Raw genomic sequence first — 26,194 nt, 5'->3', positions numbered from 1 at the left:
TGTCATCTAAATTGATTAGTGTCTCCTTAACTTAAAACTAGCGCGTGTTAACCGTGACAAGGGGACCGTTATGAGCAAGGAAATTGAAGATCACCGCCTGTTTAATCAGAGCAGCAACCAGCCATTTGCGGATGTGTTGGCGCAGCATGTTTCACGGCGTGCGGTAATGCGTGGCGGCTTAGGCTTGGCCGCTGCTTCAATGCTTGGCTTTGGCGGCGCCGCCCAAGCGCTGGCTTCAAACGGGGCGCAAAAAACGCCGTTGACGCTGGCGTTTGAGGCGGTTCAAGGGTCGCGAACAGATGCTGTCGTAGTGCCAGAAGGCTATATTGCCCAAGTGCTTGTGCCGTGGGGAACGCCGTTGAGCGCTGGTGACAGCTGGCAGCCCGACCAGCCAATGACCGCCGAGCGTAAAGCCGCTAGCGTGGGTATGAACCACGATGGAATGGCTGGTTTTGCCCTGGATGCCGATAACGCCTCGCAGCGCTTTGTGTTAGCCCTCAACAACGAATATATCGAACAAGATGCGCTCTGGGCTCCGCAGGGTGGCCCCACTGACGCTGGAGGCAAGCGTCCAGCGGAGGAGTCGCGTACCGAAATCAACGCTCACGGCGTCACCATTGTCGAAGTCGAAAAAGATGCTAACGGTCACTGGTCGCATGTGCCTGGATCATCCTATAACCGCCGTTTTACCAGCGCGACACCGATGGAACTTGCTGGCCCGGTGGCGGGCAGCGACTATGTAAAAACGCGCTTTTCGCCAGTGGGTACTCAAACCCGTGGTACCAATAACAACTGTGGTCACGGAGTAACTCCTTGGGGGACTTATATCGCTTGCGAAGAGAACTGGCCCAATGTGTTCGTTAATCACGGTCAGCTCTTCCAGGACGACGCGCGGATTGGTATCCCCACTGACAAAAGCCGCTATGGTTGGGATACCTCGGCGGGGGATGCCTCTGAAGAAAATGATGAGTTTGCCCGTTTCGATATCACGCCACGCGGTGAGCGTGCCGAAGATGACTACCGCAATGAAGCGCGCACTTTTGGCTACCAAGTAGAAGTCGACCCCTACAGTGATGCCCTCGCGGTTAAGCGCACAGCACTAGGCCGTTTCCGCCATGAAGGGTGTTGGTTAGGCAAGCTAGAGGCCGGTCAGCCGGTGGTTTATTACTCTGGTCACGATGCACGTAACGAGTACGTCTATAAATACGTTTCTGACGCTGCTTGGGACCCTGCCGATGCCAATCGCCCAGGCGAGGCGTATGACCGTCTCGCTATTGGTAGTAAGTATATGGATAACGGCACCCTCTATGTGGCCCGTTTCCATGCCGATGGTAGCGGTGAGTGGTTGCCGCTAACACCTAGCGCCCAAACACGCGATGGTCGTCCGCTGGCAACGGCTTTGGGCTTGGCAGAGAACGATCTAGCGGGCGTTATTATTAATACCTGTGATGCGGCGGACCTGATGGGGGCTACCCCAATGGATCGACCTGAGTGGGCCACAGTAGATCCTTCGTCCGGCGAGGTGTATCTAACGCTGACTAATAACTCTAAACGTAACGAAGAGGCCGCAGCGGCTACTTTCACTAATCAAGGCGATGACATTGCTCAGCTAGGGGTGGGCTACGAGACAGCCCCGGCTAACGCCGTTAACCCACGCGCTAATAACGAAGCAGGTCATATTATCCGCTGGCGTGAAAGTCGCCTGCCGAATGCCTTTCGCTGGGAAGTGTTTGTGTTTGGTGCCGCCACTAATGATGAAGGCAATCATTCCGGCCTTACTGAAATGAACCAGTTTGCCAGCCCCGATGGTCTGTGGTTTGACCAGCGCGATGACGGTCAGGGCATTCTCTGGATTCAGACCGATAACGGTTATGAAGGCGTTACCGAGTACACCAACGATCAGCTATTAGCCGTGGTGCCTAACAGCCTAGACGAGCTTCAGGGTACCGGTCCGGTGATTAACAACAGTAACCAACAGCAACTTAAACGCTTCGCTGTTGGGCCGAATGGCTGTGAAGTGACTGGGATTTTTGCGACGCCAGATAAAACGGCGCTGTTTATCAATATTCAGCACCCCGGCAACTGGCCCGCGGATGGTAGCGCACTGACCCAAGACGCCACCGCTATGGCCAGCGGTCAAGTACGACCCAGAGCCGCAACGGTGGTTATTCAAAAGCGTGATGGCGGGCCTGTGGGCGTTTAAATCAAAACCTAAGCGTTGCGAAAGCCCCGTTCATTACGGGGCTTTTTTGCATACTGGTGGTGCGCTCAATGGTTTCCATACGCCGCCAAAAACACATCTACGGCGCGACTAATCTGATGATGAAGCTCTTCATCACTTGGGGGCTGGCGTACCCCCATGCGCACCTCCATAACTAACATACCTTGCCACATACTACAGAGTTGGTCGGCGGCTAGCGTGGGTGCGTTAAGCGTTAAATGCCCCGCGCAGGCTAGCCCCTCAAGCTTTTCCTGCAGCCACTTTTTAGTGGCCCAGGGGCCGGCTTCGAAAAAGGCCAGAAGCAGTTCAGGGTACTGACTTCCCTGTGTACTCATAACACGCTCAACGGCTAATACGTGGGGCTCCAACAAAAAGCGCACGAGGCCTGTGCCGACTTCAATCAGTGATTGACGCACGGCTTCGTGAGTGTCGGGAAGCTGTTCTAGTCCATAACGAATGAGGGCGGTTTCACGCTGAATGACGCTGCCGAATAGCGCTTCTTTGGTCGCAAAATGGCCGTACACGGTCACTTTGGAAACACCTGCTTCACGGGCAACGGCTTCCATGGTCACCCCTTCGAGTCCAAAGCGAAAAAATAGGCAGGCCGCCGCGTCTAGCATCGCGTTGCGCTTCGCCATATCTTTGGGGCGGCCGGCGCTGCGTTTTTTGTCAGGCGGTAAAGGTTGCGAGTCAGTCATTCGGTAAAATCCGTGCCTATCGAATAAATAAATATTGAACGCTGGCGTACACATATTATAGTGAACCGTATCGTTCAAGAATAAACCATTTCGAGGCCATTATGGGCACCCCCTTCAATACTTCCTGGCGGCACCGACGTCGTGGCACGCTGGCTGCCTTAATCATGATTAGCATTACGGCAGTCGCGGTGGTTACGCTTAGTAGCCAGCACAGTCGAGCCCAGCTGGCTGATCAGCAAGGGGCTGATAACGCTTTGTTGCAAGTGGCTACGCAGCCTCTTGCCCACTCCGAACAGCTTGAGCGGGACGTGCGTTTAACGGGTCGAGTGGTCGCACGTCAGTCTGTGTCGCTTGCCTTTGAGCCCGCTGGGCGTGTTAGCGAAGTGTTGGCTGATAGGGGGAATGCGGTTGAACAGGGCGATGTGCTGGCGACACTGGATAACCGTCGCCTTGAAAGCCGTTTGGCAGAGGTAGCTGCACGCAGCGAAGAAGCCCGCGCTGGCCTTGCTTTTGCCCAGCGCCAAGAAGAGCGTGAAGCGCAACTTAATCAAAGTAACTTTGCTAGCCGCACAACGCTGGATCAGGCCCGTACAGATCGGCTAACACTTCAAGCCCGCCTTGCGGCACTGGCGGCGGAACGAGACAGCCTTACCGCAGATCTTGAAGATAGCACGTTAAAAGCGCCCTTCGCCGGACGCGTGATTGAACGTTATGTCAGTGTTGGCAGTTTAGTGGCTAGCGGCACCGCCGCGTTTGAGCTTATCGATATTGAGCAACTCGAAGCGCACCTGGGTTTGCCTGCTCGGTTAGCGGCGACGTTTACCCCAGGCGAGACGGTCACACTCAATGTTAATCAGCATACTATTGGCGGTGAGGTGCGCGCTCGGCTACCCCACATTGACAGCGACAGCCGTACACAGACGCTGGTGGTATCGCTGGACGCTTCAAGCAACGTTGTGCCTGGAGATCTCGCTGAACTCCGCTACGTAATTTCAGAGTCTGCCAGTGGCTATTGGGTGCCGCTAGATGCTTTGCGTGCTGCCGACCGAGGGTTGTGGAACGTACTGGTGGCAGAGCCGCTAGAAGAGGGGCGTTTTCGTGTGGCAAGGGCGAGTGTGGAGTTGTTGCATACCGAGGGCGATCAAGCTTTCGTGCGCGGAACCCTCGAACCAGGAATAAGGTTAATAACTAGCGGTATTCACCGCATCACCCCAGGGCAGCAGGTCACCCTCAGCGAGGATGTGGCTTATGCAGCGCATTGAATGGTTGTTTAACCGACGTCTTGTGGCATTAACCTTGGGGTTGCTGGTTGTGGCTGGGCTGTCGGCTATTCAAACGCTTCCTCGAGCAGAAGACCCTCATTTGATTGCGCGTATGGCTACCGTGCTCGCGCCGTTTCCTGGTGCTACGCCTGAGCAGGTTGAAGCGCTGGTAGCGCGGCCCATTGAAAACGAGTTGCGCACTATTTCAGAAATCCAAGTGCTTGAGTCTACGTCGCGCCAGGGCATCGCTGTTATCAGTCTTGAATTAGAAGACGCGGTTGTTGATGTCACTCCGGTGTGGAGCCGGGTACGAGATAAGTTAGGCGATATCGCGCCACCCTTGCCAGCCGGTGTGCAAACGCCAGAGCTGCTGGATGACCGAGGTTACGCCTTTAGCATGGTGGCCGCCCTGCGTTGGACGCTAGATACCCCGCCCAATCCTCAGTTGATGGAGCGCTATGCTGAACGCCTAGAAGACCAGTTTAGGCGTATTGCAGGCACGGAGTACACGCATCTGTTTGGTGTCGCAGGGGAACAGGTCGAGGTCATGGTCGACCCCTTAGAGCTAAATGCGTTGGGGCTCTCTGTAGGCCAGTTGGCCGCTGCTATCGAAGCAAGTGATGGCCGCCGCACGGCAGGCGAAGTGGTTACACATGGCCATCGGCTAACGGTCGGACTGAGCGGTGAGTTTGATACGTTGGACAGATTGCGCGATGTCGACGTGGCTATCCGGCAAGGCCAGACGGTTAGACTAGGTGAGATTGCCGAGCTGCGCCGTGGCGTGCAGGATCCGCCTGCCGCCATGGCACTGCTTAACGGCGAACGAGCGGTGTTTGTTGGTGCCCGTATGGCCCCCGGCCAGCGTATCGATGTTTGGGTTGAACGGGCTCAGCAACAACTTATGGCGTTTGCTGACGAATTGCCCGTGGGCCTTGATGTTGAGGAGGTATTTGAACAGGCCAGTTATACCAATCAGCGCTTAAGCGATGTCGCTAGCAGCCTGCTGATGGGGTTAGTACTGGTCGTGGCTATTCTATTTTTAACCATGGGCTGGCGCTCGGCGATCACCGTGGGGCTAGCGATTCCCGCCACGGCGCTGCTCACGTTGGCGTTCTTCAAACCTCTGGGTATTGATATCCACCAGATGAGCATTACCGGCATTATTGTGGCGCTGGGATTAATGGTGGATAACGCCATCGTCATGACCAATGCCCTTCGCGAGCGCTTATTGCAAGGGGATTCGGTGATTGCCGCTACCCGAGATGCCTTGCGCCATTTAGCCGTGCCGCTACTTGCCAGTACGTTGACGACAATCTTGGCGTTTATGCCAATTGTGCTAATGCCGGGGCCCGCCGGAGAGTTCGTAGGCCCGCTAGCCATGGCCGTTATGGTGGCGCTGGTGAGCTCTTACCTGGTATCGCTGTTGCTAGTGCCCGCGCTATCTCCGATGTTGCTAGCCAATGTGGCGAATAAGCCGTCAGGGTCAAAAGATAACGTGGTCAAGCGTGGTTTTCGCCGTACCGTACGCAGCGCGCTGCGTCATCCGGTGGCTGCCATGATCATAACGTTATGTGTGCCTGTGGGCGGCATCGCCTTAATGCCAACGTTAGACGTCGCGTTTTTTCCACCGGCAGACCGTGATCAATTCCACATTGAAGTACGCTTGCCACCGGCTAGCAGCATGGCCAATACCGCAGCGTTGGCCTACGAAGCCGAGGCCCTTATCCGAGAGCTGCCGGGAATCAAGCGGGTGTCGGCATTTATCGGCGAAAGTGCACCCATGATGTACTACAACGTATTGACCAATGAGGATAACAACCCCGCGTTTTTACACTTGATTGTTGATGCCGAGTCGTTAGCGGTGACGAATCAGCGGGTGCCGATGCTGCAGCAGGGACTTGATCAGCACTTTCCGCAGGCGCAAAGCGTGGTGCGTAAGTATGAACAGGGGCCTCCGTTTAAAGCCCCGATTGAGCTACGGGTCTACGGTGATGACTTGGACATACTGTCATCGCTGGGGCTCGAACTAGCGAATCTAATGCACCAGTTGCCTCAGGTGACCCATGTGCGCGCAGGCATGCAGCGCGACCTGCCTAGGTTAACGCTGGATATCGACCAAACGGCGCTTCACGATGCAGGCCTAACGCCACAACGCCTAGCGGAACAGGTTGGTGCTGCACTGTCGGGCCAGTCTGCTGGCATGCTGCTGGAAGATACTCAGCAGCTACCCGTTCGAGTGCGTTATGTTGGTGAATGGCGTACCGATGCGGAACAGCTTGCCGCGCTGCGCTTAGTCAGTGATCGCGTCGCAGAGGGGTTGCCGCTAGCGGCAGTAGCGGAGATATCGCTAACGCCAGCCTGGAGCGTGATTACTCGCCGTAATGCTGAACGGGTACAGTTGGTGCAAGGCTACTTGGTGGCCGATGCGTTGCCTGCGGTTTCCATGGCGCAGCTAGAAGACTCGCTGCAAAACGCGCTAACAGCAGGAGAGATTCATCTCCCTTCTGGTTATCGCATTGAACCCGGTGGGGAGGCCGCCGAACGCGACGAAGCCGTGGGTAACCTGTTGGCCTCGGTGATACTGCTGGTAATTGCCATGGTGGCAACGGTCGTGCTGGCGTTTAATTCCTTTCGTCGCGCAGCTATCGTGTTTATTGCTGGGGCTCAGGCGATGGGCATGGGTATTGTGGCGCTGTTATTAAGCGGCCATGCCTTCGGTTTTGTGATTATCGTTGGCATTATGGGGCTGGTGGGCGTGGCGATTAATGCCACTATCATCATCATTGCTGCGTTTGACGACGATGAGGCTGCACGCCAAGGCGATATCGATGCCATGTTAGCGGTCATTAGCGGCCCCACCAGTCGTCATATTGTCTCAACGACGATCACCACTTTCGCCGGATTAATTCCATTGATGATGGCGGCAGGTGGATTGTGGCCACCTTTCGCGCAAACCGTCGGTTTTGGGCTGCTTTTGGCAACGCTGGTGTCGTTTTTCTTTACCCCTGCGCTTTATCGGCTTTGGGTAGCAAACGGCTGTGTCAAATAGCAGCCGTTTGCTTGGATATTTAACGGCCCACAACGAGGGAAGTTGCGTGAGAAGTGTCTACCGCGTCCGCCAGCATTTCGGCGGTAATGGCTGATAGTGTCCAGCCTAGGTGGCCGTGGCCGGTGTTATAGAAAACAGTGGGCAAACGGCCAGGCCCAACTTTGGGTAGCATGTTAGGTAGCATCGGGCGTAGGCCCGCCCAGGGCACTACGCGTTGTGTGCTCACGCCAGGGAAGCACTCTTCTACCCAGCGAACCAGCGGTTGAATACGGTCGTTGCGTATATCGCGATTCGCGCCGTTAAATTCAGCGGTACCAGCCACGCGGAAGCGGTCGTGCCCCAACCGACTGGTCACCAGCTTGGTTTCATCATCTAGCAGGCTGACGGTTGGCGCGGCTTGCTGAGAGGCCTCGTCATCTAGCTGTACGGTGATGGAGTAACCTTTTACGGGGTAGATATTAACGCGATCGCCTAATTTGGCGGCAATGGCGCGGCTGCCGGTCCCCGCGCAAACGACCACGCTGTCAAAGCGTTGGCTCATGCTGTTGTTATCTACCGTGGCGCTTACCCAACCCCCATTCTCGTCAGCGCCAATATCGTCAATGTGGTGGCCATAATTAAGCTGCACGCCACGGTTGGCGGCTGCTTTAGCGAGGCCGTTGGTGTATTTGTGGATATCGCCAGTGGCGTCGCTTTCGGTATAGAAACCGCCATAGTAACTACCTGCCAGCGTTGGCTCGATGGTGCGCATTTCATCGGGGGTTACTGATCTGCGTTCAAGGCCGCCTTTCGCTAGCAACTGCGACACGCGTGCTGCGTGATCAAAGCCAGCTTTGTCGCGGTAGATATGTAAAATGCCCTGCTGTTTGAGGTCGAAATCAATCTGCTCGTCTTTCGCCCACTGGAATAAGTGTTCCCGGGCAGCAATCGCTAACCGAGTGGTTTCTGTGGTGTTGTCAGCATAACGGGGAATGGCGGCGATGAACTCTGCAAACCAGCTGAGTTTGTGCCAACTAGGGCGAGGGTTGACCAAGAGCGGCGCGTCGTTTTTTAGCATCCAACGCAGGCCTTTAAGCACCGTCGGCCAGTGGTTCCAGACTTCAGCATTCGAGGCCGATAGCTGCCCGCCGTTGGCAAAAGATGTTTCCATCGCCGCATAGCGGTGCTTTTCAAAAACAGTCACATCAAACCCGCGCTTCGCCAAGGCATAAGCACTTGTAATGCCGGTGATGCCACCGCCAATAATAGCAATGCGTTGCATAAGTCTCTCCAGATTGTATGAGCGTCGGGCGATACACTGAGCCAAAAAGTGGCTAGGTGTACCCCTTCCGTCATGGAACCTGAGAGATTCACGCATCCATTGAGGCGCTTGCTCCTTCGGTGGGCTGAGTGACGCAGTCATCAACCGCTCTTCGGAAAGTGTTAGTAATTACTGTTCTAGTAAATACCATAACAATAGCGGTCCGGTGGCCTGAGAGTTTCCGGGGTCGTTGCTCCTTCGGCGCTGGTGGCTAGCACCAGTCTCTCCCGCTATTGCTTTGACAATGTTTTAACGCGTCAGTCGAAAAAGTGAAATAGGGTAAACGTCTTAAGGGGCGTAAAAGGGAAGAGCACGCTGCTTTATCGGCATGCTTTGCAATGGTGTCGTTTTAACTGACAATATCGAAAACCTTTTAGCGATGGACGAGACGCATGCAGGCAAACGGATTTTTTGATGGTATTGGCGAAGCCATTGGCGATGCTATTCGCGTGGTGGTGGAGGTTTTATTGGGCTTTTTCACCAATTTTTTCGGCGCGTTCGATGACTTTATTGATGGCCTTACTCGCTCCCTGGGTATCAATGCGTCGTTCTTTAGCATTCTGGTGCTGGTAATTGGCTTGTGGCTGTTATGGCGGGGCTTTCGGGCGCTGCTACGAGGCTCCCTGCTAGGAGCCATCGTGCGTATTGTGCTGGCGCTGTTTATCCTGTCGTGGCTAATGATGTAGGTTGGCGCCCGCCCGTCGAAGCTTGCATGATGCCGCAGACAACAATCAGTGCGCATCCGCTTAGCTGCAGAGGTGACAACGCTTCACCAAATAGGCTCCAGCCAAAGATCACCACTGCCACCGGCTCGCAGTAAGCCAGGGTTCCATACAGGGCGGTGGGCAGTCGGTTAATCGCCATCACGGCACACAGCAATGCTAAAAAACCGGGTAAGAAGCCAGCCAATAATAGCCAAGGCCACTGCCAGGATGCGGCGGTTAATCCTTCTGGCTGCCAAAGAGCAAACGGTAATATGACCAGCGCACCTACTAGCAACTGCCAAAACGCGCAGACCCTGTCGTCTAAATGACTTGGCAAACGACGGTTAGTGAGCATAAAGCCGCTATAGGCAAACATGGCGGCTAAGGCATAGCCCATCCCAATAATGTCTTGGTGATCATCAAGGTTCAAACGAAACTCTTGCATCATCGCGAACCCAAATAGCGCAAAGCCAATCAATCCAATTTGTTCAGTGGTAAGGCGTTCACCATAGAGGGAGTGAGCTGCCACGGCGGCGATAATTGGTGCTAGGTAGATCATCAAAATAGCGTTGGCCATCTGGGTGTAGTTCATGGCCTGAACGTAAAAGAGGATAAATGACGCCAGAAGTACGCCGCTAATGACTACCTGCCGTCCAGGCAGTGCGTTGAGTGCGGTGTGGCGTTTTGTCAGCACTAAATACGCCAGCAGAAACGCCGCCCCAAGGCCTAAACGATAAAACGTAATGCTTTCGGCATTTAGCCCGGTAATGCGCGAAATAACGCCGATGGTTGCCATGCCGACAGCTGCCACCACGGCAAGCAATAAACTAGAAGGGGTGACGTTTAACGGGGTACTGCTGGCGTTAGACATTAGCTGCTTAATCATCCTGGAAGTGTGTTTGAGAATGTATTTGAAAGTGCGTTTAGGGACGTTTTTTAACGCGTTCTTGAAAGTGCTTCATCAGCGTATGACGGATTGTCATTTGCTTATCTGGTGCATTTTGCCATCATCTGCACTCTTTTTGTGCAGAGAGAGTGCAATGAAAGCCTATCTTGGCAAGATGCGAGGAGAACCAACGCCGCGCCCCCGCGTCGGCTGGAAAGATGCCTGCTGGTCGTGGCTGGGCGCTTTTACTGGCATGGCCGTTATATGCTGGCTAAGCTCTGCTTGGCTCTCGCAGCAGTTATTAATCGTGGGCTCCTTTGGGGCAACGTCGGTATTGATTTATGCAGCGCCTGAAAGCCCGTTCGCCCAGCCAAGCCATGTGCTGTTTGGCAGTGTCTTGTCGGCGTTGGTAGGGGTGGGTTGCTATCAATTGCTGGGCGCGACGCCTATCTCGATGGCACTAGCGGTGTCGCTTTCTATACTGGTTATGCAACTGACACACACCGTACATCCGCCGGGAGCCGCCGCTGCGCTGATCGCGGTAGCCGGTGGGGCGAGTGTCCACAAGTTAGGTTGGTGGTATCCGCTGATCCCCATTGGTGCTGGGTGCGTGGTCATGCTGGTAGTGGCCATTTTGGTGAATAATTTAGCGCGCCACCGTCGTTACCCACGCTATTGGTAGCCACTTGCTTCAAAAGCGTTTCCTGGTTCAATAACGACGTAGCTGCTCCTCAATGGCAAAAACGTGAGCATCGTCTGTGCCTAATTCGCGTAACGCCTGGGCTAAGTTCAGCAAATAAGCTTTATTCGAGCCGCTTGGGCCGTGGGAATGAGCAATTTGGTGTGCAATATCATCCAATGGTGCCTCGCCCAGAAAGGCAGGATTATCTTCGGTAGCTAAGTAAATTAGCCCTTCTGTTGTTGCCATTGCCGACTGTTTATCGCCACATTGCCCTAGAAAAGTGAGGGGCACTTTTTCACGCAGGTAGCCGTTCTTTTCGCGTACATCCAGCGGTGCCAGCACATCAGGTGTAATGCGGTACGCCATGCCGTGACACACGGCACCTTGGGCGCGAATCAGCGTCGCGACGCGACCCGGTGCGTCAGGCGTGCCGCGATGATCGTGAGAGCCTTGCCAAAAACGCCGCGCCCAGCCGGTAATGTAGGCGGGCTGACGTTCTAGGTAGGCAAAGTCAGCTTTCCATATCAGTGAGCCATAACCAAAAAGCCAGATATCGGTATGGCCATCGAAGAAGTTTCTTTGCTGGTTCAGGTCGGTAGTATCAAACATCGCTATTAAGCATCATGAGCACGGCGTATGGGTTAAGGTGCTTATCTTATCATGCCTTTATTGATGACTTACTTGACCACCTCCGGAGACCGACATGCGCGCTATTTTTCTCGTCGATAACGGCTCATTACGGCCCCAGGCAACCCACAACCTGCGCCGTGTAGCGTTTGCGCTCAGCCAGCAGCTAGGAGAAACCGTGCAAGCGGCTTCCTTGCTGCACTCTAATAAAATTCCTCCTGAAGAGATCGACGGGATCCCCGCGATTACCCTAGGTCCGGCCGCTGAACGCAGTGTCGAGCTGGGGGCGACAGAGATCATTGTGCTGCCGTTCTTCTTTGGGCCAAGCAAGGCACTGACCGGCTACCTGCCAGAGCGCATGGCAGCACTGCAGGCGCGTTTTCCCCGGGTGAGCGTTCGTGTGGCCCAACCGCTGGTGGATGAACGGGGCAATAACGACCTGCGTTTAGCCAAGCTGCTGGCCGACAACGTGCGCGACAAGCACCAAACGGGAACGACGCCACACGTAGCCCTGGTGGATCACGGTAGCCCGATTCCTGAAGTGACAGCCGTGCGCAATCGCTTAGCCGGGCAGTTAAGCGTGCTACTGGCAGATGAGGTTAGCTGCGTCGCAGCGGCATCCATGGAGCGCCGTGAAGGCGACGAATATCGCTTTAACGAGCCGCTGTTGGAGCATTTGTTGGATACGCCAGAGTTCCAATCAGGCTCGGTCATCTTAGCGATGCTGTTTCTCTCGCCTGGGCGTCATGCAGGGGAAGGCGGCGATATCGCCGAGATTTGTGCCGCCGCGGAACAGCGCAACCCAGGTTTGAGCGTGACGACCACCGCGCTTGTTGGCGAGCATCCTGACATTGTTGAGATACTACATGCTCGGTTGAGCCAAGCGCTTGATGGTGAACGTTTTCTACTCGAACTTCCGGCTACACTAGACAATGCGCGCTAGGGGGGAGGTGTAACGCTGCTCAAAGGCGCGTAGAATCGCGAGCCTTTGAATGCGCAATTACACTGTTAACCAGGGCTCACATCTTGATCGCAACCGCCAATATCACCATGCAGTTTGGGGCAAAGCCCCTGTTTGAAAATGTTTCCGTCAAATTTAATAACGGCAATCGCTACGGTTTGATTGGCGCCAATGGTTGCGGTAAGTCCACCTTTATGAAGATTTTGGGTGGGGAGCTTGAGCCTTCTTCCGGGCAGGTCATGCTGGATAGCAGCACGCGGCTGGGGAAGCTGCGCCAGGATCAGTTTGCCTATGAGAACGAGCGGGTCATCGACACCGTTATCATGGGTAATGCTGAGCTGTGGAAAGTGGCCGCCGAACGCGAGCGGATCTACTCCCTGGCAGAAATGAGTGAAGCCGACGGAATGGCAGTGGCTGACCTGGAAGTGCGCTTTGCTGAACTCGACGGTTATACCGCCGAGTCTCGCGCTGGGGAGCTACTGCTGGGGCTAGGTATTCCCATTGAACAGCATACCGGCCCGATGAGCGAAGTTGCTCCCGGCTGGAAACTGCGTGTGTTGCTGGCCCAGGCACTGTTTTCCGACCCAGATGTACTGCTGCTCGATGAACCGACTAACCATTTGGATATCAATACTATCCGCTGGCTGGAAGATATTCTCAAAGCGCGCAGTAGTACCATGGTGATTATTTCTCACGATCGTCACTTCCTGAATAGCGTGTGCACGCACATGGCGGATCTGGATTACGGGGAAATTACCCTGTTCCCAGGCAACTACGATGACTACATGACCGCGGCCACCGCTGCTCGCGAGCGCCAGCATTCAGATAATGCCAAGAAAAAAGCCCAAATTGCCGAGCTTCAACAGTTTGTTAGCCGCTTCTCGGCCAACGCCTCCAAAGCCAAACAGGCTACTTCACGGGCGCGCCAGATCGACAAAATTAAGCTGGAAGATATCAAGCCGTCCAGCCGAGTTAGCCCGTTTATCCGCTTTGAGCAGAATAAAAAGATTCACCGCAATGCAGTGAATGTTGATGCGATTACCAAAGGCTACGACGATGATAAGCCGCTCTTCGAGCGTTTCTCGATGACCGTAGAAGCGGGTGAGCGGATTGCCATTATCGGCCCCAACGGCATTGGTAAAACTACTCTGCTGAAAACCCTGGCGGGTGATTTACACCCTGATGCTGGTGAAGTGAAGTGGACCGACGCCGCTGAGGTTGGCATGTTTGGTCAAGACCACACCGACGACTTTCCTGTCGATGCCACGCTTTTTGAGTGGATGAGCCAGTGGACCAAAGGCGGCGAGCAGGTGGTGCGCGGTGCGTTGGGCCGGATGCTGTTTTCCAGCGACGACATTAACAAGTCTGTCAGAGTGATCTCAGGTGGTGAGCAGGGGCGCATGCTGTTTGGCAAGCTAACGCTCACCAACCCCAACGTGCTGTTAATGGATGAGCCGACTAACCACCTGGATATGGAATCGATAGAAGCGCTGAACTTAGCGCTGGAAAACTACCCCGGCACGCTGATATTTGTCAGTCACGACCGCGAGTTTGTTTCCTCGCTGGCTACGCGCATTATCGATATGCAGCCTGATGGTCTTGTCGACTTTAGCGGTAGCTACGACGACTACCTGCGTAGCCAAGGCGTTGTCTGATCGCTCTAGATTAGCCAATAATTTGTGCGTAGGTCGACTCGGAGGCGGGTTGCCTATCGGCATCGAGCAAGTTGCCGCTAAAGGTGTCGTTTAACTCTTTGGCGAGCTCTACATAAACGTACATCTGCTGATTGCGACGTTTATGCAGCGGTGGCTTAACCAGCAAGCTAATCCCACGAATGGGTTCGTGGGTTTCCCCTTTTAGTAGATCAGGCATTTCTCCAGGTGGAAAGGCGTTAGCGATCGTTACCGGGTTAGAGGGTTGCTTGCCGCTGATTAAGTAACCCTTTTTGACTGCATCATAGCTGGCTTCTTTTCCTCGTAGCCACTCGGCTAGGCGCTCGTCCGTGGTGGCATCGGGGTGGGCAAAAATCACAAACAGAGAATACTGCTTTACTTTTTCTGTACGCGCAGCAGGCGCAGGGGTTTCTGGTTCGGGTGAGGGCGGCTGGGGTTGTGCTTTGGGTGTTGGCGGCGGCGCGGAGGCTTTTGCTTTGGCTCTTCGTTGCTTGGGAACAACCACATAGACGAAAATAGCGGCGGCCACTATCCCCAGCACTAATGAAGCGATGGCGAGTAAAAAAGGAAGCGAAGTGATATCCATTTCATTGAGTCCTATCTGTCGGCGCTTAGGCCCTATTATTTAATCGTAAAATAGCTGCATTAAGTGTTAACGCAAGCGCCACCCAAAGCCAGTAAGGCACCATTAGCCAAGCAGCCAACGCGCTCACATTAGCGAATAGCGCAATGGCTAGCGTAATTAACCCCAACAGGAGCACGATATCCGCCAGCGCTGCGGTAATTTGCTTGCGCCCAAAGAACAACCATGACCAAGCTGCATTGGCCAGTAATTGAAAGCCATATACGACCAAGCTGGCGGTGCGTAACGGGGAGTCATCAGCCATATAAATACGCCACGCCGCAATGGCCATCAATAAATAAAGGATGCCCCAGGCGATAGGGAAAGCAATATCAGGTGGTGTCCAGCTAGGTTTCTGCAGTTGACGGTACCAGCTATCAGGGCGGAAACGCCCCCCCCTGGTGGCAGTAATGCCAACAAGCAGGAGTGACACCAGCAGAGCGAACAGCGAACCGAGCATGACTCACCTGTATGTGAAAACGGAAGAATCAATAGCCTAGCAGTGAATACTCACTGAGCCTATGGTGTACCGCCCAGCGTGGTATGTGAATTACCGATATGCGTCACCAGAGTTTACCGTGTTCTCTCAACGCAGTATCGTTCTGGATAAAGCCTAAATGAAGCGCTAATTATGAAATACTGTTCGCCAATAGGTGATATCGACTGTGATTTTCTGGCTAATGTAGGCAGTGCTGCTTGGCATAAGCAGCTTGCCAGTTTGGTGCGCTCTGCGGGGAATCGGGACTTTCCGGCGCGGCTGGAGATGGTGCTGCGAGCTATAGCAGGCTTTGATACGATTCTGATTAATACCTACAAGGGGCGTCGTCGGCCGCTACTGATTCACGACGACTACCCGTCTGAAAATCGTCAACAGGCGATAGACCGCTATCTCAGTGGTGCCTATTTGTTGGATCCTTTTTTTACTGCTATTGATGGCGGGCTGGACAGTGGGGTCTATCGACTGCGGGAACTTGCACCAGACCGTTTTGAATCTAGCGACTATTATGCGCATTACTACCGGTCGTTAGGGTTAGCCGATGAGGTTGGGCTATTTGCCTGTGTTGGAGAAGATGTCTTGATGGTGGTGTCATTAGGGTTTCAGAAAGACGCCCCTCTGAAGCGCCGCTCCCTGCAAGTCTTGAAAAATGTGGCACCGCTGATCGAGACTCTGCTGATGGAGTTCTGGAAGTGGCAGGGCATGCTTTTTCAGCAAACACTGGAAAAACATGCCCCTGTGGAAGCCGCTTTCGCGAGCTTTGGCCAGCAGTTATTAACGGCACGTGAACAGGAAATAGTGCGTCTTCTGTTAGCCGGGCACTCCACTAAGTCAGCGGCTCGCGAGCTTGATATCAGCGATGGAACCGTAAAGGTACATCGCAAACATATTTATCAGCGTTTGGATATTTCCAGTCAATCGCAGCTTTTTCAGCTGTTTCTTGAGCATGTGGCGTTAATTTCCCGACAATTGAGAAGCTAGCTAGGCAGCCCACTATGGCTGTAACGACATCCAGATGGTTTTTATCTCGGTATACTCGTCAAGCGAATGAAGCGATTTATCCCGCCCGTTGCCTGATTGCTTAACACCACCGAACGGTACTGTCATGTCCGGGCCTGCCCAGTTGTTTACGTACACTTGCCCAGACTGGAGCTTGCGTGAAACACGCATCACACGATCAATATTCTGACTCCAGACCCCTGCCGCCAAGCCGAAGTCACTATCGTTAGCGAGCGCAAGCGCTTCGTCTTCGTTATCGAAGCCAAATACCGCTAGCACTGGGCCGAAAATTTCCTCGCGACCTACTGCCATCTTAGGCGTAACGTCATCAAAAATCGTGGGTGGGATAAATAGCCCAGGGCCGTTAAGCGGTTCTCCACCGGCTCTTAGTGTGGCCCCCTCTTCCTGGCCCTGTTGTATATAGTCGAGCACTCGGCGGTATTGGGTCTCGTCCACCATGGCACCCATGAAGCTTTCTGGGTCTAGTGGATCTCCTGGCTGCATTTGCTCGGCGGCTTTTACCACGCGGGCTACAAAGTCTTCACGGATACTGTTTTCTACCAACAAACGAGAGCCTGCAATACAGACCTCGCCCTGATTGTGGAAGATAGCCGTTGCGGCATGCTGGGCAGCTTTGTCGAGATTCTGGCAGTCCGCAAAGATGATGTTGGGGCTTTTGCCTCCGCACTCTAAATAGACGCGCTTAAGGTTCGACTGCCCAGCGTATTGCATCAGCTGTTTACCGACCTGTGTTGAGCCGGTAAAAGCAAGGCAGTCGACCTGCATTGATAGCGCCAGCGCTTTACCTACCGTATGGCCATAGCCAGGCAGAACCTGAAAAACGCCCATGGGCAGGCCCGCTTGCTTGGATAAACTAGCAAGGCGCAGCGCTGACAGCGGTGATTTTTCTGATGGTTTAAGGATGACGCTATTCCCTGCTGCTAAGGCAGGGGCGATTTTCCAAGCGGTCATCATCAGCGGGAAGTTCCACGGTACGATTGCCGCAACGACACCTAAGGGTTCACGAACGATAAGCCCTAAATTGTTATCACCCGTGGGGGCAACTTCACCATAAAGTTTGTCGATGCTTTCCGCGGTATAGCGCAAACAGCTGATGGCTCCGTCGATATCACCCAAAGCGCTTGAAATAGGCTTGCCCATATCGAGCGTATCAAGCAGTGCCAATTCATGCTTATGATCCTGCATTAAGTCAGCAAGCTTAAGGAGGGTGACTTTACGCTGTGTCGGTGAGCGCCGCGCCCAATCGCCCCGTTGGAAAGCTTCTTGGGCGGCTTTAACCGCGAGTGCAGCGTCAGCGTCGTCACAGCTTGCGCCCTCGGCTAACACGCTGCCGGTAGCAGGGTTAATCGTAGTAAGCGTGTTACCACTCTGTGCATCCACAAAGCGGTCATTGATATACGCACGGGTTTCGAAATCGAGCTTTTCCGCTAACGCTTGCCACTCGGTCTGGTTGGTTGGGGCCGTGGTTGAAATAATTGTTGAGACAGTGGTTGGGGTGTTCATGCGTTAATTTCCAGGCTGTTGGCGTTTTCGATAAGGGCGTCACAGAGCGTTTGAGCGCCGAGGGCGCAGTGTTCCGGTGAGGAATACTCCGCTTCGTTGTGGCTAATACCATCGCGACAGGGAATGAATAGCATCGCAGTGGGGGCCACTCGTGAAACGTAAACAGCATCGTGACCAGCGCCGCTCATCATCCGGCGGTAGGGAATACTGTGACATTTGGCTGCTCTTTCAAGCGCGGCAACGCATTGTTCGTCAAACTCAACCACGGGAGAGGCCCAGGTGCGCTCAAGGTCTGCTACTACGCCAAACGTGCCGGTAATGTCTGCTAACTCGCTACGAAATCGCTCTTCAAGTATGTCTAGTTGCTCTTCCACTACATGTCGAAGGTCGACGGTCAGGCTGACGTTAGCAGGGATGACATTGCGAGACGGCGTATCAATTTCCAGGCATCCAAAGGTTACCTTGGTATCACCGCTGGTGTCGTACGCCGCATGGGTGTATAGGCGGTCAATTAATCTTGCGGCTGCCGCTAATGCATCCTGGCGATAAGACATTGGAGTGGTGCCCGCATGGGCCGCATTCCCTTGAATCGTCAGGTCAAACCAGCGCATTCCCTGCACGCCAGTGACAACGCCAATTGCCAGCTCCTCTTCTTCAAGCACTGGGCCTTGCTCAATATGCAGCTCAAAAAAGCTGGCTAGCTGCGGCTCCCCAATAGGCAGGTTGCCTTTGAAGCCCGTCTCTTCAAGCGCTTGTCCAAAGGTAACGCCCTTGGCATCCTGTCGAGCTAGGGTTTCCTCAACTGCGAAAACTCCTGCATAGGTACCAGACGCTACCATGGCTGGTGCAAAGCGGCTGCCTTCCTCGTTGGTCCAGACGATAAGTTCAAGCGGACGTTCGGTCACTACATTGTGATCGTGCAGGGAACGAAACACTTCTAATCCGGCGAGTACTCCCAGAACGCCATCGAAGCGTCCGCCTTTGGGCTGGGTGTCCAGATGGCTGCCTGTCGCCACAGGTTTAAGGTCGTTACGCTTACCAGGTCGGCGGATAAAAAGATTGCCTACGCCATCAACACGAACTTGGCAGCCAATCTCTTCACACCACTTAATCAATAGATGCCTACCGGCAGCATCCTCCTGGGTAAGCGCCAAGCGGTTACTTCCGCCGTTGGGCGTGGCGCCGATCTCTGCCATCGCCATTAAACTTGACCAAAGTCGCTGACCATCAATAGCAATCTGCATGGAAGCCTCTTCTTATGCTTATAGGGTGATTTAGAGACTTTCACCTTAGGTGCCTAGTCGATAAGTCGATATACCCCAATGGGGATATATTCTTGGCATTGCCTACCCCGCTAGCCTGTGAACTCGCCTCAACAACGGCTTCCTATAAAAAGAGGGCTAGACGATGACCAAGACCAGGCCTGCGCATGCTTACGACTCGCAAGATCTGTGGCAGAAGGATAAAGATCACTTTATCCACCCCTTTACAGACTTCAGCCTCTTCAACGAAAAAGGCTGTGACTTAATTACCGACAGCGAGGGCATCTATGTAGAGGATATCCGTGGGAATCGTTTTATCGATGGCATCGCTGGATTGTGGTGCGTCAATGTAGGACATGGTCGCGCTGAAATAGGGCAGGCGATGGCTGATCAAGCGACCCGCATGGCTTACTTCTCAACCTTTAATAATCTCTCCAATGCGCCTGCCACTGAGCTGGCCGCCAAGCTAGCTGAGCTTGCGCCTTCACACTTGAATCATGTGTTTTATAGTTGCGGTGGGTCTGCGGCGAATGACGCCACCATCCGATTGGTGCATTACTATTTCAACCGCCTGGGTAAGCCAAAGAAAAAGCAAATTCTTTCACGTACCAATGCCTATCATGGCACCACCTATATGGCGGCGAGCCTCACCGGTATTGAGAGTAATAACTGGGAATTCGACACCCTTGATCATATGGTAACTCACCTCAGTGAGGCTAACTGCTATCGTCAACCTGAAGACATGACGGAAGCCGACTACTGTGATCATCTCGTTGATGAGCTGGAAAGTGCGATTGAACGAATTGGTGCAGACAATATTGCAGCGTTTATCGCAGAACCCATTATGGGGGCTGGCGGCGTACTGATGGCTCCTCAGGGGGATCATGCGCGTATGCAGGCGGTATGCCGTGCTAACCATATCCTCTATATTGCCGACGAAGTGGTCACCGGCTTTGGTCGTTTAGGGCACTTTTTTGCCTCTGAGGCGGTGTTTGATACCCAGCCCGATATTATTAACGTAGCGAAAGGTCTCTCTTCCGGTTACGCCCCACTCGGTGCCACGCTGATATCTGATGAGCTATATGCTGTACTCAGCACCCCTCAAGGCCCTGGCGGGGTACTGAGTACCGGCTTTACTTATTCAGGTCATCCGGTCAGCTGTGCGGCAGCGCTTAAAAATATTGAAATTATTGAGCGTGAAGGCCTGTGTGAAAATGTGCGTGACATAGGGCCTTACCTTGAGCGCAAACTCAAAACCCTAGTGGCTCACGAGACAATTGGCGACATTCGTGGCAGTCATTTCATGATGGCGATTGAAAACGTCGCCGATAAAGCCACCAAAGAGCTGTTGCCTGTTGAAGCGCGGGTGGGTGATCGCGTGGCTGCTGAGGCACAGAAGCGTGGTTTGATAATCCGGCCAGTGGGACATCTCAATATTATTTCGCCCCCATTAATTTGGACTCGCCAAATAGTTGACGATGTGGTGGCCATTTTAGATGAGTCCTTTGCCGCTACCACGCTCTCTCTTAAAGCGGATGGTTACTTGTAACGACAGGTATCAAGGCGGGGACGATTGTGCCCGCTTCGAGTCTTAATACAACGATAAAGAGACGCGACCAATGGAAGATTATGGAATTTTAAGCCTAATACCTACCCTGGTTGTCTTGGTAATGGCGATTGTTACTAGGCGTACTATCGAGTCACTCCTTGCGGGTGCGATCGTCGGGCTATTGATGTATCAGCCTTTCGATATTGTCACTCAAGGCTCGGATATCCTATTGGATGTGCTTGGCAATGAAACAGTTACCTGGATTATTCTAGTGTGCGGGCTTTTTGGTAGTTTAATTGCACTGCTAGTTAAAATGGGGGGCGTTTTAAGCTTTGGTAATGCGATTACGAAGCGCATTCATACTCAGCGCCAGAGTCTTTTAGCAACTTGGGTATTAGGCTTGATCATCTTTGTTGATGATTATCTTAATGCATTAACTATCAGTGCCTCTATGAAAAAGGTAACCGATCGTTTTAATGTATCGCGGGAAAAACTGGCGTATATCGTCGACTCTACTGCAGCGCCAATCTGTATTCTTGTACCTTTTTCAACCTGGGCTGTTTTCTTTGCGGGTTTACTTGAAGACAATAATGCTGCGGGTAATGGGATGGGTCTGTATATCGAGGCAATACCATTTATGTTCTACGCCTGGGTGGCAGCTGCGCTGGTGCCCCTGGTTGCAATGGGCTGGATTCCCAACCTGGGGCCGATGCGCGCTGCCGAGGCCAGAGCAGCGGGTGGTCAGCCCCAGCCAGATGGGGTAGAAGAGAATGCGCTTGAAGTTGGTAATGAATGCACCAAGCATCCTCACTTAATTAACTTTTTACTCCCCATAGCGACGCTGATTTTCTTTACTTGGTATTTTGAAATCGATATTTTACGAGGCGTTATTGTAGCGCTTGTCGTCACCTTGGTATTAATAGCAATTCAGAAGCTCTTAAGCTTTAACGATACGTTCGATACTGCTCTCGATGGCTTTAAAGCGATGATTATGCCACTGGGTACCTTAGTGGCGGGTTTCGTTTTGAAAGAAGTGAATGACTTGCTTGGGTTAACAGGTTTTGTAATTGCCACAGTACAGCCATTAATGACAGCCAGTATGTTACCGGCTGTCGTATTTGTCACCATGGCGTTTCTGGCTTTTGCTACCGGCTCCTTTTGGGGAATATTTATTATTGCAATGCCCATCGTGCTACCGCTAGCCAGTGGTATGGATGCCCATATGCCCCTCGTTGTGGGTGCTTTAATATCTGCTAGCGCTTTTGGAAGCCATGCTTGCTTCTATGGCGACTCTACGGTGCTTTCTGCCCAGGGGGCTGGTTGCTCGCCAATGGCCCATGCGCTGACTCAGCTTCCCTATGTGTTGATTGCAGCTTCTATTGCTGCAGGCATTTTTATGTTGGTAGGTCACCTATGAAACAGACAACCTTAGCCTCCAAAGGGGCTCCCTCTCAAAACAGTGGGCTGGTAACGCCAGCATCCCTTGGTTACTCAATGCCTGCTGAGTTTGCGCCCCATGAAGCGTGCTGGATGCTGTGGCCGCAACGCCCTGACACATGGCGCTATGGCGCAAAGCCTGCGCAGCAAGCGTTTGCTGACGTGGCTATTGCGATTGCCGAAAGTGAAACAGTCTTCGTGGGTGTCAACGATGAGCAGTATGAAAATGCCCGTAACCAGCTTCCTGCGCATATTCGGGTCGTCGAGTTGTCCAGTAACGATGCCTGGATGCGTGATGTAGGGCCTACCTTTGTGACTCACCCTGATGGGCATCTTGCCCTGATTGACTGGGAGTTTAATGCCTGGGGCGGCTTGAAAGAAGGGCTATATTTTCCCTGGGATAAGGATCGGCGTATCCGTTGTAAGATCAGTGAAATGCTGGGTATCCAGCGTTTTGAAGCCCCTCTTGTCTTGGAAGGGGGGGCAATACATGTCGATGGTGAAGGAACACTGATCACGACAGAAGAGTGTTTGCTGAATCCCAACCGCAACCCTGATATGAACCGAGAAACCATTGAGCGCTGGCTTCAGGAGTATTTAGGGATCAGTAAGGTTATTTGGCTTCCACGGGGGTGCCACTTAGATGAAACTGATGGTCACGTGGATAACCTCTGCTGCTTCGTCGCACCTGGACAAGTAGCGTTGACGTGGTGTGAGGATGAAAAGGATCCCCAAGGGATTATTTCGAGAGAGGCATTAAGCGTGCTGGAAAATGCAACGGACGCCAAAGGCCGAAAGCTAACGGTTCATAAGCTGCCGATACCCGGCCCACTCTATATTGCCGAGGATGAAGCCAGTGGTTTAGATCGCCTCAACAGTTCACACCCCAGGCTACCGGGAGACCGTATGGCGGGGGCTTATGTGAACTTTTATATAGGCAACTCTGTGGTGGTGATGCCGTTGTTAGACCCCCGTCATGATGGCGAAGCGGAAGACATACTCTCGACACTCTTTCCTACTAAGCGAGTCATCGGGGTACCTGCCCGCGAAATACTGCTTGGCGGAGGCAACATACACTGTATTACCCAGCAGCAGCCCCGCGTATAGCTATTCCCCCCAGCTAATCAGCTGGGGGGGAGCACAAATCCGTTAGCCAATACGATCGTAACCGTTATCCATAAACGGGTAGTCGGTGTAGCCCTTTTCATCACCGCCGTAGAACGTTTCATGGTTCGGCTCGGTGAGTGGCGCATTCACTCGGAAGCGTTCCGGCAAATCGGGGTTGGCGATATAAGGGCGGCCAAAGGCCACGGCATCCGCGGTATTTTGGTTAATGCGCGTTTCCGCGCGTTCTGCGTCGTAGTTGCCGCAGTAAATCAAGCTGCCGTTAAAGCGCTCACGCATTTGCTCACGAAAGCCGTCAGGGAAGGTGATGTCGCCACCGATCCAGTTAGGCTCGTTTAAATGCAGGTAGGCCAAGCCGCGTTTGGACAGCTGATCTGCCAGATAGAAGGCCATGGCTTCAGGCTCATCATCCGTTAGGCCAAACAGTTCGATAAAGGGCGTCAAGCGAATGCCCACACGCTCTGCACCGAATACCTCAACCACCGCGTCGACCACCTCCAACGGGAAGCGGGCGCGGTTTTCCAACGAGCCGCCATACTGATCAGTGCGCTGGTTGGTGCCGGTCGCCAGGAACTGGTTTAGCAGGTAAGCGTTGGCCGCGTGAACTTCCACCATATCGAAGCCTGCGCGTTTGGCGCGAACCGCCGCTTGGCGGTAGTCATTGACGATGCCGGGGATCTCATCGGTTTCCAGTGCGCGGGGCGTGCTGGTAGGGTGCTGGCCAGCCGTGCCATCTTCAAACTCAACGAAGCACTGAGCGCCTTCCCCTTTTAACGCGCTAGGTGCAACAGGCTGTTGACCATCTGGCTGCACCATTTCATGTGACACGCGCCCAACGTGCCATAGCTGCAGCGCGATACGGCCGCCTTTGGCATGCACTGCACCGACAACGCCTTTCCAACCCGATTCTTGCTCATCCGTCCAAATGCCTGGCGTATACACATAACCCTTGGCAGTGGGGGAGATATTGGTTGCTTCACTAATAATCAGACCTGCGCCTGCCCGCTGGCCGTAATAGGCTTCCTGCAGGGTGCCCGGCACGCTGTCTGGAGTGCGCGAACGTGTCAGGGGCGCCATGATGACTCGGTTCGGGATCGATAAACTACCCAGCTGCAGAGGGCTGAAAAGCGTTTCATACGCCATGGACAAACTCCTTTTGGAAACGGTCAATTACATTGCGGTGAATAGAATAGACCAGTTTACTAGTAAATGCTAACCAAGTAAGAGTTGACCATTACGACGCCGCCATGGAATGAGGTTTTTGAAGGGAAAAAACACCAACGAAATAAGCCTGGGTTTAGGTAAAGGCTCTCTGCCAAGGCCAGCGCCGTTTGGCTGGCGTGTCGATTTGCTCAATAGCATTGGTCAGCGCCAGCATGATGGCGCTCAGCTGGCGGTGGCAAACAGCGCTACTTAGCACGCCAGGACACTGCTTGAGGAGTAAGTCGCACTGCTGAGAGGCGATGAATATTTGCTCAGTGACGGGAGGAGCGAAGAGCGGCTTCGCTTGCTGGCTGCCGCGGGTCAGTTCCCGTGACAGCAGGGTGAGCATGCTGGTGTCTAGCCAGCAGGGTAGCGGGTCATCAAGCCGACCGGCAATCGAGTGCTGCACCGCTTCGAAAGACGTGCGCAAAAATATCAACGTTTGGCGAAGCTGGCGCTGCTCACTAGTCATCGTGCTTACCCGACCTCAAATAATGGCTAACTCAGATAAATGAGAAAAGATAGTGTTTCTCATTTGCATCTTTGGTGACGATAGCGCTGGTTAATCGCACTGTCAATCTTAGGCTATTAGCGCAGTTATCTATTAGCTACTTATCCGTAGCCTGATAGAGCTGCCAATCGTTGTTGGTGAGTGGCTCCGCGCCGTGTTGGGTAACCACTACGGTATCGCTTAGACCTACGCCCCACTGGCCAGGAACGCGCAGGCAAAGCGGAAGGTGAAAGACCATGTTTTCTTCGAAGGGACGATGCAGGCCTTGGGCAATATAGCCGGTGCCTTCAACCCAGCTAGGGGGGAACTGCGCTCCCACGGCGTAGCCAAACACTCCCGAGAAGAAGAGTTTATCGCGGGTGGGTGACAGCAGTGTATCCGCCGCCTTAGCAGCATCATCAAAAGTGTTGCCCGGTTTCATATAACTGCATAGCGACTCGAACAGCGAACGGCACAGGTCGCGGGTGGCGGTTAATTCAGCACTAGGTTTTCCAGTCACGGCAGTGCGCATCATCGGGGCGGTATAGCGCTGGTAAGCGGCACCGAATTCTAAAAATATCGGTTCATTGGGCTGTATGACGCGGCGCTTATGGTTAACGTGAATCACCCCGATGCGGTGCCCGCTGGTCACGATAGGCTGCAAACTCATAAACTCACTGCCGTTTTCTAGCAGTGCTTTAGCACCTATGGCGGCAATATCGTTATCAGTCATGCCTGGGCGAATAGCGGCCATCGCAGCCTCTAAACCGGCAGCAGTGATTCGTGCACTTTCGCTGAGCATTTCAAGTTCGGCGCTACTTTTAATAATACGAATCGTATCTAGTAGGCCACCTGCTTCGCAGAAGCGTTTTTTGCCCACTGAAGTGGTCAGCGCGTCCATCACGCCCACTCGCAAACCGCTGCTCCAACCATCGATGCCAATTTGCTCGCAAGCGGTGAGTAAGTCCGCTAGCGGCGTGATGATTTCATCCAGGTTTTCCCACCGGTAACCGATGATCTCATCCACCCGGGCAGTGACTACTGCCGCCCCCGTTTCAATGGATGCCACCTGTAACACCAACTGTGTAGGTGTGCACACTAAGCAGGCGTGTACCGATACCTCAAAGGTGTGATAGCCGGTCAGGTAGTTAATATCGGCAGGGGCCGTGAGCAGCAATGCATCCAGCCCGCGCTGTGTCATTGCATGGCGCACTTTGTCTAGGCGCATTTGGTATTCGGCAGGTGCAAAGGGCAGCTCACTTTGGGCGAGCGTCTCGGCAAGGGCGGTGCGGTAGTGTTGATAATCCATAGCGTTCTCCGGTGGGGGCTATGGTGAGTATAGGCAGCTGCTAGCGTTACGCCGCTGCCATTATCAACGCTAGCAATAGGAGCGAGTTACGCCTCAATCGTGCTCGGTAATATGA

General features: G+C 53.6%; 22 protein-coding genes and 2 riboswitches. Of the genes, 11 read left to right on the top strand and 11 right to left on the bottom strand.

All coding sequences use genetic code 11. From position 1 onward, the window contains the following. The first annotated feature begins 70 nt into the window (after positions 1-70). The gene (locus REH51_RS07070; RefSeq protein WP_498937348.1) at positions 71-2,203 is read left to right on the top strand and encodes a PhoX family protein; all 2,133 of its coding nucleotides are present in this window, start codon (positions 71-73) and stop codon (positions 2,201-2,203) included. 65 nt (positions 2,204-2,268) lie between these two features. Here REH51_RS07070 and REH51_RS07065 read toward each other — a convergent pair whose 3' ends face one another. Continuing rightward, positions 2,269-2,919: a TetR/AcrR family transcriptional regulator gene (locus tag REH51_RS07065; protein ID WP_009722939.1), complete on the bottom strand. Its 651-nt coding sequence runs from the start codon at positions 2,917-2,919 to the stop codon at positions 2,269-2,271. Between the two features lie 101 nt (positions 2,920-3,020). On the opposite strand from REH51_RS07065, the gene REH51_RS07060 reads away from it, so the two are divergent. Further along, positions 3,021-4,181, top strand: a complete 1,161-nt coding sequence (locus tag REH51_RS07060; protein WP_498937346.1) for an efflux RND transporter periplasmic adaptor subunit — start codon at positions 3,021-3,023, stop codon at positions 4,179-4,181. Continuing rightward, positions 4,168-7,230 (top strand): efflux RND transporter permease subunit, encoded by a 3,063-nt coding sequence (locus REH51_RS07055; RefSeq protein WP_498937344.1) that lies wholly within the window; start codon positions 4,168-4,170, stop codon positions 7,228-7,230. The genes REH51_RS07060 and REH51_RS07055 overlap by 14 nt, the downstream gene beginning before the upstream one ends. 19 nt (positions 7,231-7,249) lie before the next feature. On the opposite strand, the gene REH51_RS07050 is transcribed toward REH51_RS07055, so the two are convergent. After that, on the bottom strand, positions 7,250-8,491 hold the full coding sequence (locus tag REH51_RS07050; protein WP_498937342.1) for a D-amino acid dehydrogenase: 1,242 nt from the start codon (positions 8,489-8,491) through the stop codon (positions 7,250-7,252). Between the two features lie 57 nt (positions 8,492-8,548). Next, positions 8,549-8,656, bottom strand: a riboswitch (glycine riboswitch). Positions 8,657-8,679: 23 nt separating this feature from the next. Beyond that, positions 8,680-8,770: riboswitch (glycine riboswitch) on the bottom strand. 152 nt (positions 8,771-8,922) lie between these two features. Between REH51_RS07050 and REH51_RS07045 the strand changes: the two genes are divergently transcribed. Continuing rightward, positions 8,923-9,216: a hypothetical protein gene (locus REH51_RS07045; RefSeq protein WP_498937340.1), complete on the top strand. Its 294-nt coding sequence runs from the start codon at positions 8,923-8,925 to the stop codon at positions 9,214-9,216. On the opposite strand, the gene REH51_RS07040 is transcribed toward REH51_RS07045, so the two are convergent. Further along, a complete protein-coding gene (locus REH51_RS07040) occupies positions 9,191-10,105 on the bottom strand; it encodes a DMT family transporter (protein WP_498937338.1) in 915 nt (304 codons plus the stop codon). The two genes, REH51_RS07045 and REH51_RS07040, sit on opposite strands and share 26 nt — an antisense overlap. A 169-nt stretch (positions 10,106-10,274) precedes the next feature. Here REH51_RS07040 and REH51_RS07035 point away from each other — a divergent pair, with 169 nt between their 5' ends. Next, positions 10,275-10,802 (top strand): HPP family protein, encoded by a 528-nt coding sequence (locus REH51_RS07035; RefSeq protein WP_009722933.1) that lies wholly within the window; start codon positions 10,275-10,277, stop codon positions 10,800-10,802. 27 nt (positions 10,803-10,829) lie between these two features. On the opposite strand, the gene REH51_RS07030 is transcribed toward REH51_RS07035, so the two are convergent. Beyond that, entirely contained in the window at positions 10,830-11,411 is a 582-nt protein-coding gene (locus REH51_RS07030; protein ID WP_009722932.1) for a gamma-glutamylcyclotransferase, read from the bottom strand. A gap of 94 nt (positions 11,412-11,505) precedes the next feature. On the opposite strand from REH51_RS07030, the gene REH51_RS07025 reads away from it, so the two are divergent. Then, the gene (locus REH51_RS07025) at positions 11,506-12,372 is read left to right on the top strand and encodes a sirohydrochlorin chelatase (RefSeq protein ID WP_009722931.1); all 867 of its coding nucleotides are present in this window, start codon (positions 11,506-11,508) and stop codon (positions 12,370-12,372) included. An 83-nt stretch (positions 12,373-12,455) separates the two neighbouring features. Further along, entirely contained in the window at positions 12,456-14,045 is a 1,590-nt protein-coding gene (locus REH51_RS07020; protein WP_009722930.1) for an ABC-F family ATPase, read from the top strand. 10 nt (positions 14,046-14,055) lie between these two features. Here the strand turns inward: REH51_RS07020 and REH51_RS07015 are convergent, their stop codons facing one another. After that, positions 14,056-14,649: a cell division protein ZipA C-terminal FtsZ-binding domain-containing protein gene (locus tag REH51_RS07015; RefSeq protein ID WP_498937336.1), complete on the bottom strand. Its 594-nt coding sequence runs from the start codon at positions 14,647-14,649 to the stop codon at positions 14,056-14,058. A gap of 25 nt (positions 14,650-14,674) precedes the next feature. Further along, positions 14,675-15,145, bottom strand: a complete 471-nt coding sequence (locus REH51_RS07010; RefSeq protein WP_498937334.1) for a TspO/MBR family protein — start codon at positions 15,143-15,145, stop codon at positions 14,675-14,677. 171 nt (positions 15,146-15,316) lie between these two features. On the opposite strand from REH51_RS07010, the gene REH51_RS07005 reads away from it, so the two are divergent. After that, on the top strand, positions 15,317-16,162 hold the full coding sequence (locus REH51_RS07005; protein ID WP_009722927.1) for a helix-turn-helix transcriptional regulator: 846 nt from the start codon (positions 15,317-15,319) through the stop codon (positions 16,160-16,162). Between the two features lie 12 nt (positions 16,163-16,174). Here REH51_RS07005 and REH51_RS07000 read toward each other — a convergent pair whose 3' ends face one another. Further along, entirely contained in the window at positions 16,175-17,704 is a 1,530-nt protein-coding gene (locus tag REH51_RS07000; protein ID WP_498937332.1) for an aldehyde dehydrogenase, read from the bottom strand. Continuing rightward, on the bottom strand, positions 17,701-18,948 hold the full coding sequence (locus tag REH51_RS06995; RefSeq protein ID WP_009722925.1) for a M20 family metallo-hydrolase: 1,248 nt from the start codon (positions 18,946-18,948) through the stop codon (positions 17,701-17,703). The genes REH51_RS07000 and REH51_RS06995 overlap by 4 nt, the downstream gene beginning before the upstream one ends. A 163-nt stretch (positions 18,949-19,111) precedes the next feature. Here REH51_RS06995 and REH51_RS06990 point away from each other — a divergent pair, with 163 nt between their 5' ends. The 3 genes from REH51_RS06990 (at position 19,112) to aguA (ending at position 23,059) form a co-directional block, all read left to right on the top strand. Next, complete coding sequence (locus REH51_RS06990) at positions 19,112-20,515, top strand: aminotransferase (protein WP_498937330.1); 1,404 nt, start codon at positions 19,112-19,114, stop codon at positions 20,513-20,515. A gap of 70 nt (positions 20,516-20,585) precedes the next feature. Further along, positions 20,586-21,932: a Na+/H+ antiporter NhaC family protein gene (locus REH51_RS06985; RefSeq protein ID WP_009722923.1), complete on the top strand. Its 1,347-nt coding sequence runs from the start codon at positions 20,586-20,588 to the stop codon at positions 21,930-21,932. After that, positions 21,929-23,059 carry an agmatine deiminase gene (aguA, locus tag REH51_RS06980; protein ID WP_498937328.1) on the top strand — a complete coding sequence of 377 codons (1,131 nt, stop codon included), beginning with the start codon at positions 21,929-21,931 and terminating at the stop codon, positions 23,057-23,059. Before REH51_RS06985 ends, aguA begins: the two co-directional genes overlap by 4 nt. A gap of 42 nt (positions 23,060-23,101) precedes the next feature. Here the strand turns inward: aguA and REH51_RS06975 are convergent, their stop codons facing one another. From REH51_RS06975 to REH51_RS06965, 3 genes are all read right to left on the bottom strand, one after another. After that, positions 23,102-24,220, bottom strand: coding sequence for an alkene reductase (locus tag REH51_RS06975; protein WP_009722921.1), 1,119 nt, complete (start codon positions 24,218-24,220; stop codon positions 23,102-23,104). 154 nt (positions 24,221-24,374) lie between these two features. Beyond that, a complete protein-coding gene (locus REH51_RS06970) occupies positions 24,375-24,752 on the bottom strand; it encodes a hypothetical protein (RefSeq protein WP_009722920.1) in 378 nt (125 codons plus the stop codon). 136 nt (positions 24,753-24,888) lie between these two features. Continuing rightward, the gene (locus REH51_RS06965) at positions 24,889-26,079 is read right to left on the bottom strand and encodes a M24 family metallopeptidase (protein ID WP_498937326.1); all 1,191 of its coding nucleotides are present in this window, start codon (positions 26,077-26,079) and stop codon (positions 24,889-24,891) included. Between the last annotated feature and the right edge of the window lie 115 nt (positions 26,080-26,194).

The sequence above is a fragment of the Halomonas bluephagenesis genome (assembly GCF_054790765.1).
This window is presented reverse-complemented; position numbering and strand designations above follow the sequence as displayed.

What these genes read in the sequence shown, in the direction of transcription:
- REH51_RS07065 (WP_009722939.1), bottom strand. Translation starts at nt 2,919, where the DNA reads ATGACTGACTCGCAACCTTTACCGCCTGACAAAAAACGCAGCGCCGGC.
- REH51_RS06995 (WP_009722925.1), bottom strand. Translation starts at nt 18,948, where the DNA reads ATGCAGATTGCTATTGATGGTCAGCGACTTTGGTCAAGTTTAATGGCG.
- REH51_RS06990 (WP_498937330.1), top strand. Translation starts at nt 19,112, where the DNA reads ATGACCAAGACCAGGCCTGCGCATGCTTACGACTCGCAAGATCTGTGG.
- REH51_RS07040 (WP_498937338.1), bottom strand. Translation starts at nt 10,105, where the DNA reads ATGTCTAACGCCAGCAGTACCCCGTTAAACGTCACCCCTTCTAGTTTA.
- REH51_RS06975 (WP_009722921.1), bottom strand. Translation starts at nt 24,220, where the DNA reads ATGGCGTATGAAACGCTTTTCAGCCCTCTGCAGCTGGGTAGTTTATCG.
- REH51_RS07055 (WP_498937344.1), top strand. Translation starts at nt 4,168, where the DNA reads ATGCAGCGCATTGAATGGTTGTTTAACCGACGTCTTGTGGCATTAACC.
- REH51_RS07025 (WP_009722931.1), top strand. Translation starts at nt 11,506, where the DNA reads ATGCGCGCTATTTTTCTCGTCGATAACGGCTCATTACGGCCCCAGGCA.
- REH51_RS07015 (WP_498937336.1), bottom strand. Translation starts at nt 14,649, where the DNA reads ATGGATATCACTTCGCTTCCTTTTTTACTCGCCATCGCTTCATTAGTG.
- REH51_RS06965 (WP_498937326.1), bottom strand. Translation starts at nt 26,079, where the DNA reads ATGGATTATCAACACTACCGCACCGCCCTTGCCGAGACGCTCGCCCAA.
- aguA (WP_498937328.1), top strand. Translation starts at nt 21,929, where the DNA reads ATGAAACAGACAACCTTAGCCTCCAAAGGGGCTCCCTCTCAAAACAGT.
- REH51_RS07035 (WP_009722933.1), top strand. Translation starts at nt 10,275, where the DNA reads ATGAAAGCCTATCTTGGCAAGATGCGAGGAGAACCAACGCCGCGCCCC.
- REH51_RS07045 (WP_498937340.1), top strand. Translation starts at nt 8,923, where the DNA reads ATGCAGGCAAACGGATTTTTTGATGGTATTGGCGAAGCCATTGGCGAT.
- REH51_RS07030 (WP_009722932.1), bottom strand. Translation starts at nt 11,411, where the DNA reads ATGTTTGATACTACCGACCTGAACCAGCAAAGAAACTTCTTCGATGGC.
- REH51_RS07010 (WP_498937334.1), bottom strand. Translation starts at nt 15,145, where the DNA reads ATGCTCGGTTCGCTGTTCGCTCTGCTGGTGTCACTCCTGCTTGTTGGC.
- REH51_RS07050 (WP_498937342.1), bottom strand. Translation starts at nt 8,491, where the DNA reads ATGCAACGCATTGCTATTATTGGCGGTGGCATCACCGGCATTACAAGT.
- REH51_RS06970 (WP_009722920.1), bottom strand. Translation starts at nt 24,752, where the DNA reads ATGACTAGTGAGCAGCGCCAGCTTCGCCAAACGTTGATATTTTTGCGC.
- REH51_RS07000 (WP_498937332.1), bottom strand. Translation starts at nt 17,704, where the DNA reads ATGAACACCCCAACCACTGTCTCAACAATTATTTCAACCACGGCCCCA.
- REH51_RS07060 (WP_498937346.1), top strand. Translation starts at nt 3,021, where the DNA reads ATGGGCACCCCCTTCAATACTTCCTGGCGGCACCGACGTCGTGGCACG.
- REH51_RS06985 (WP_009722923.1), top strand. Translation starts at nt 20,586, where the DNA reads ATGGAAGATTATGGAATTTTAAGCCTAATACCTACCCTGGTTGTCTTG.
- REH51_RS07005 (WP_009722927.1), top strand. Translation starts at nt 15,317, where the DNA reads ATGAAATACTGTTCGCCAATAGGTGATATCGACTGTGATTTTCTGGCT.
- REH51_RS07070 (WP_498937348.1), top strand. Translation starts at nt 71, where the DNA reads ATGAGCAAGGAAATTGAAGATCACCGCCTGTTTAATCAGAGCAGCAAC.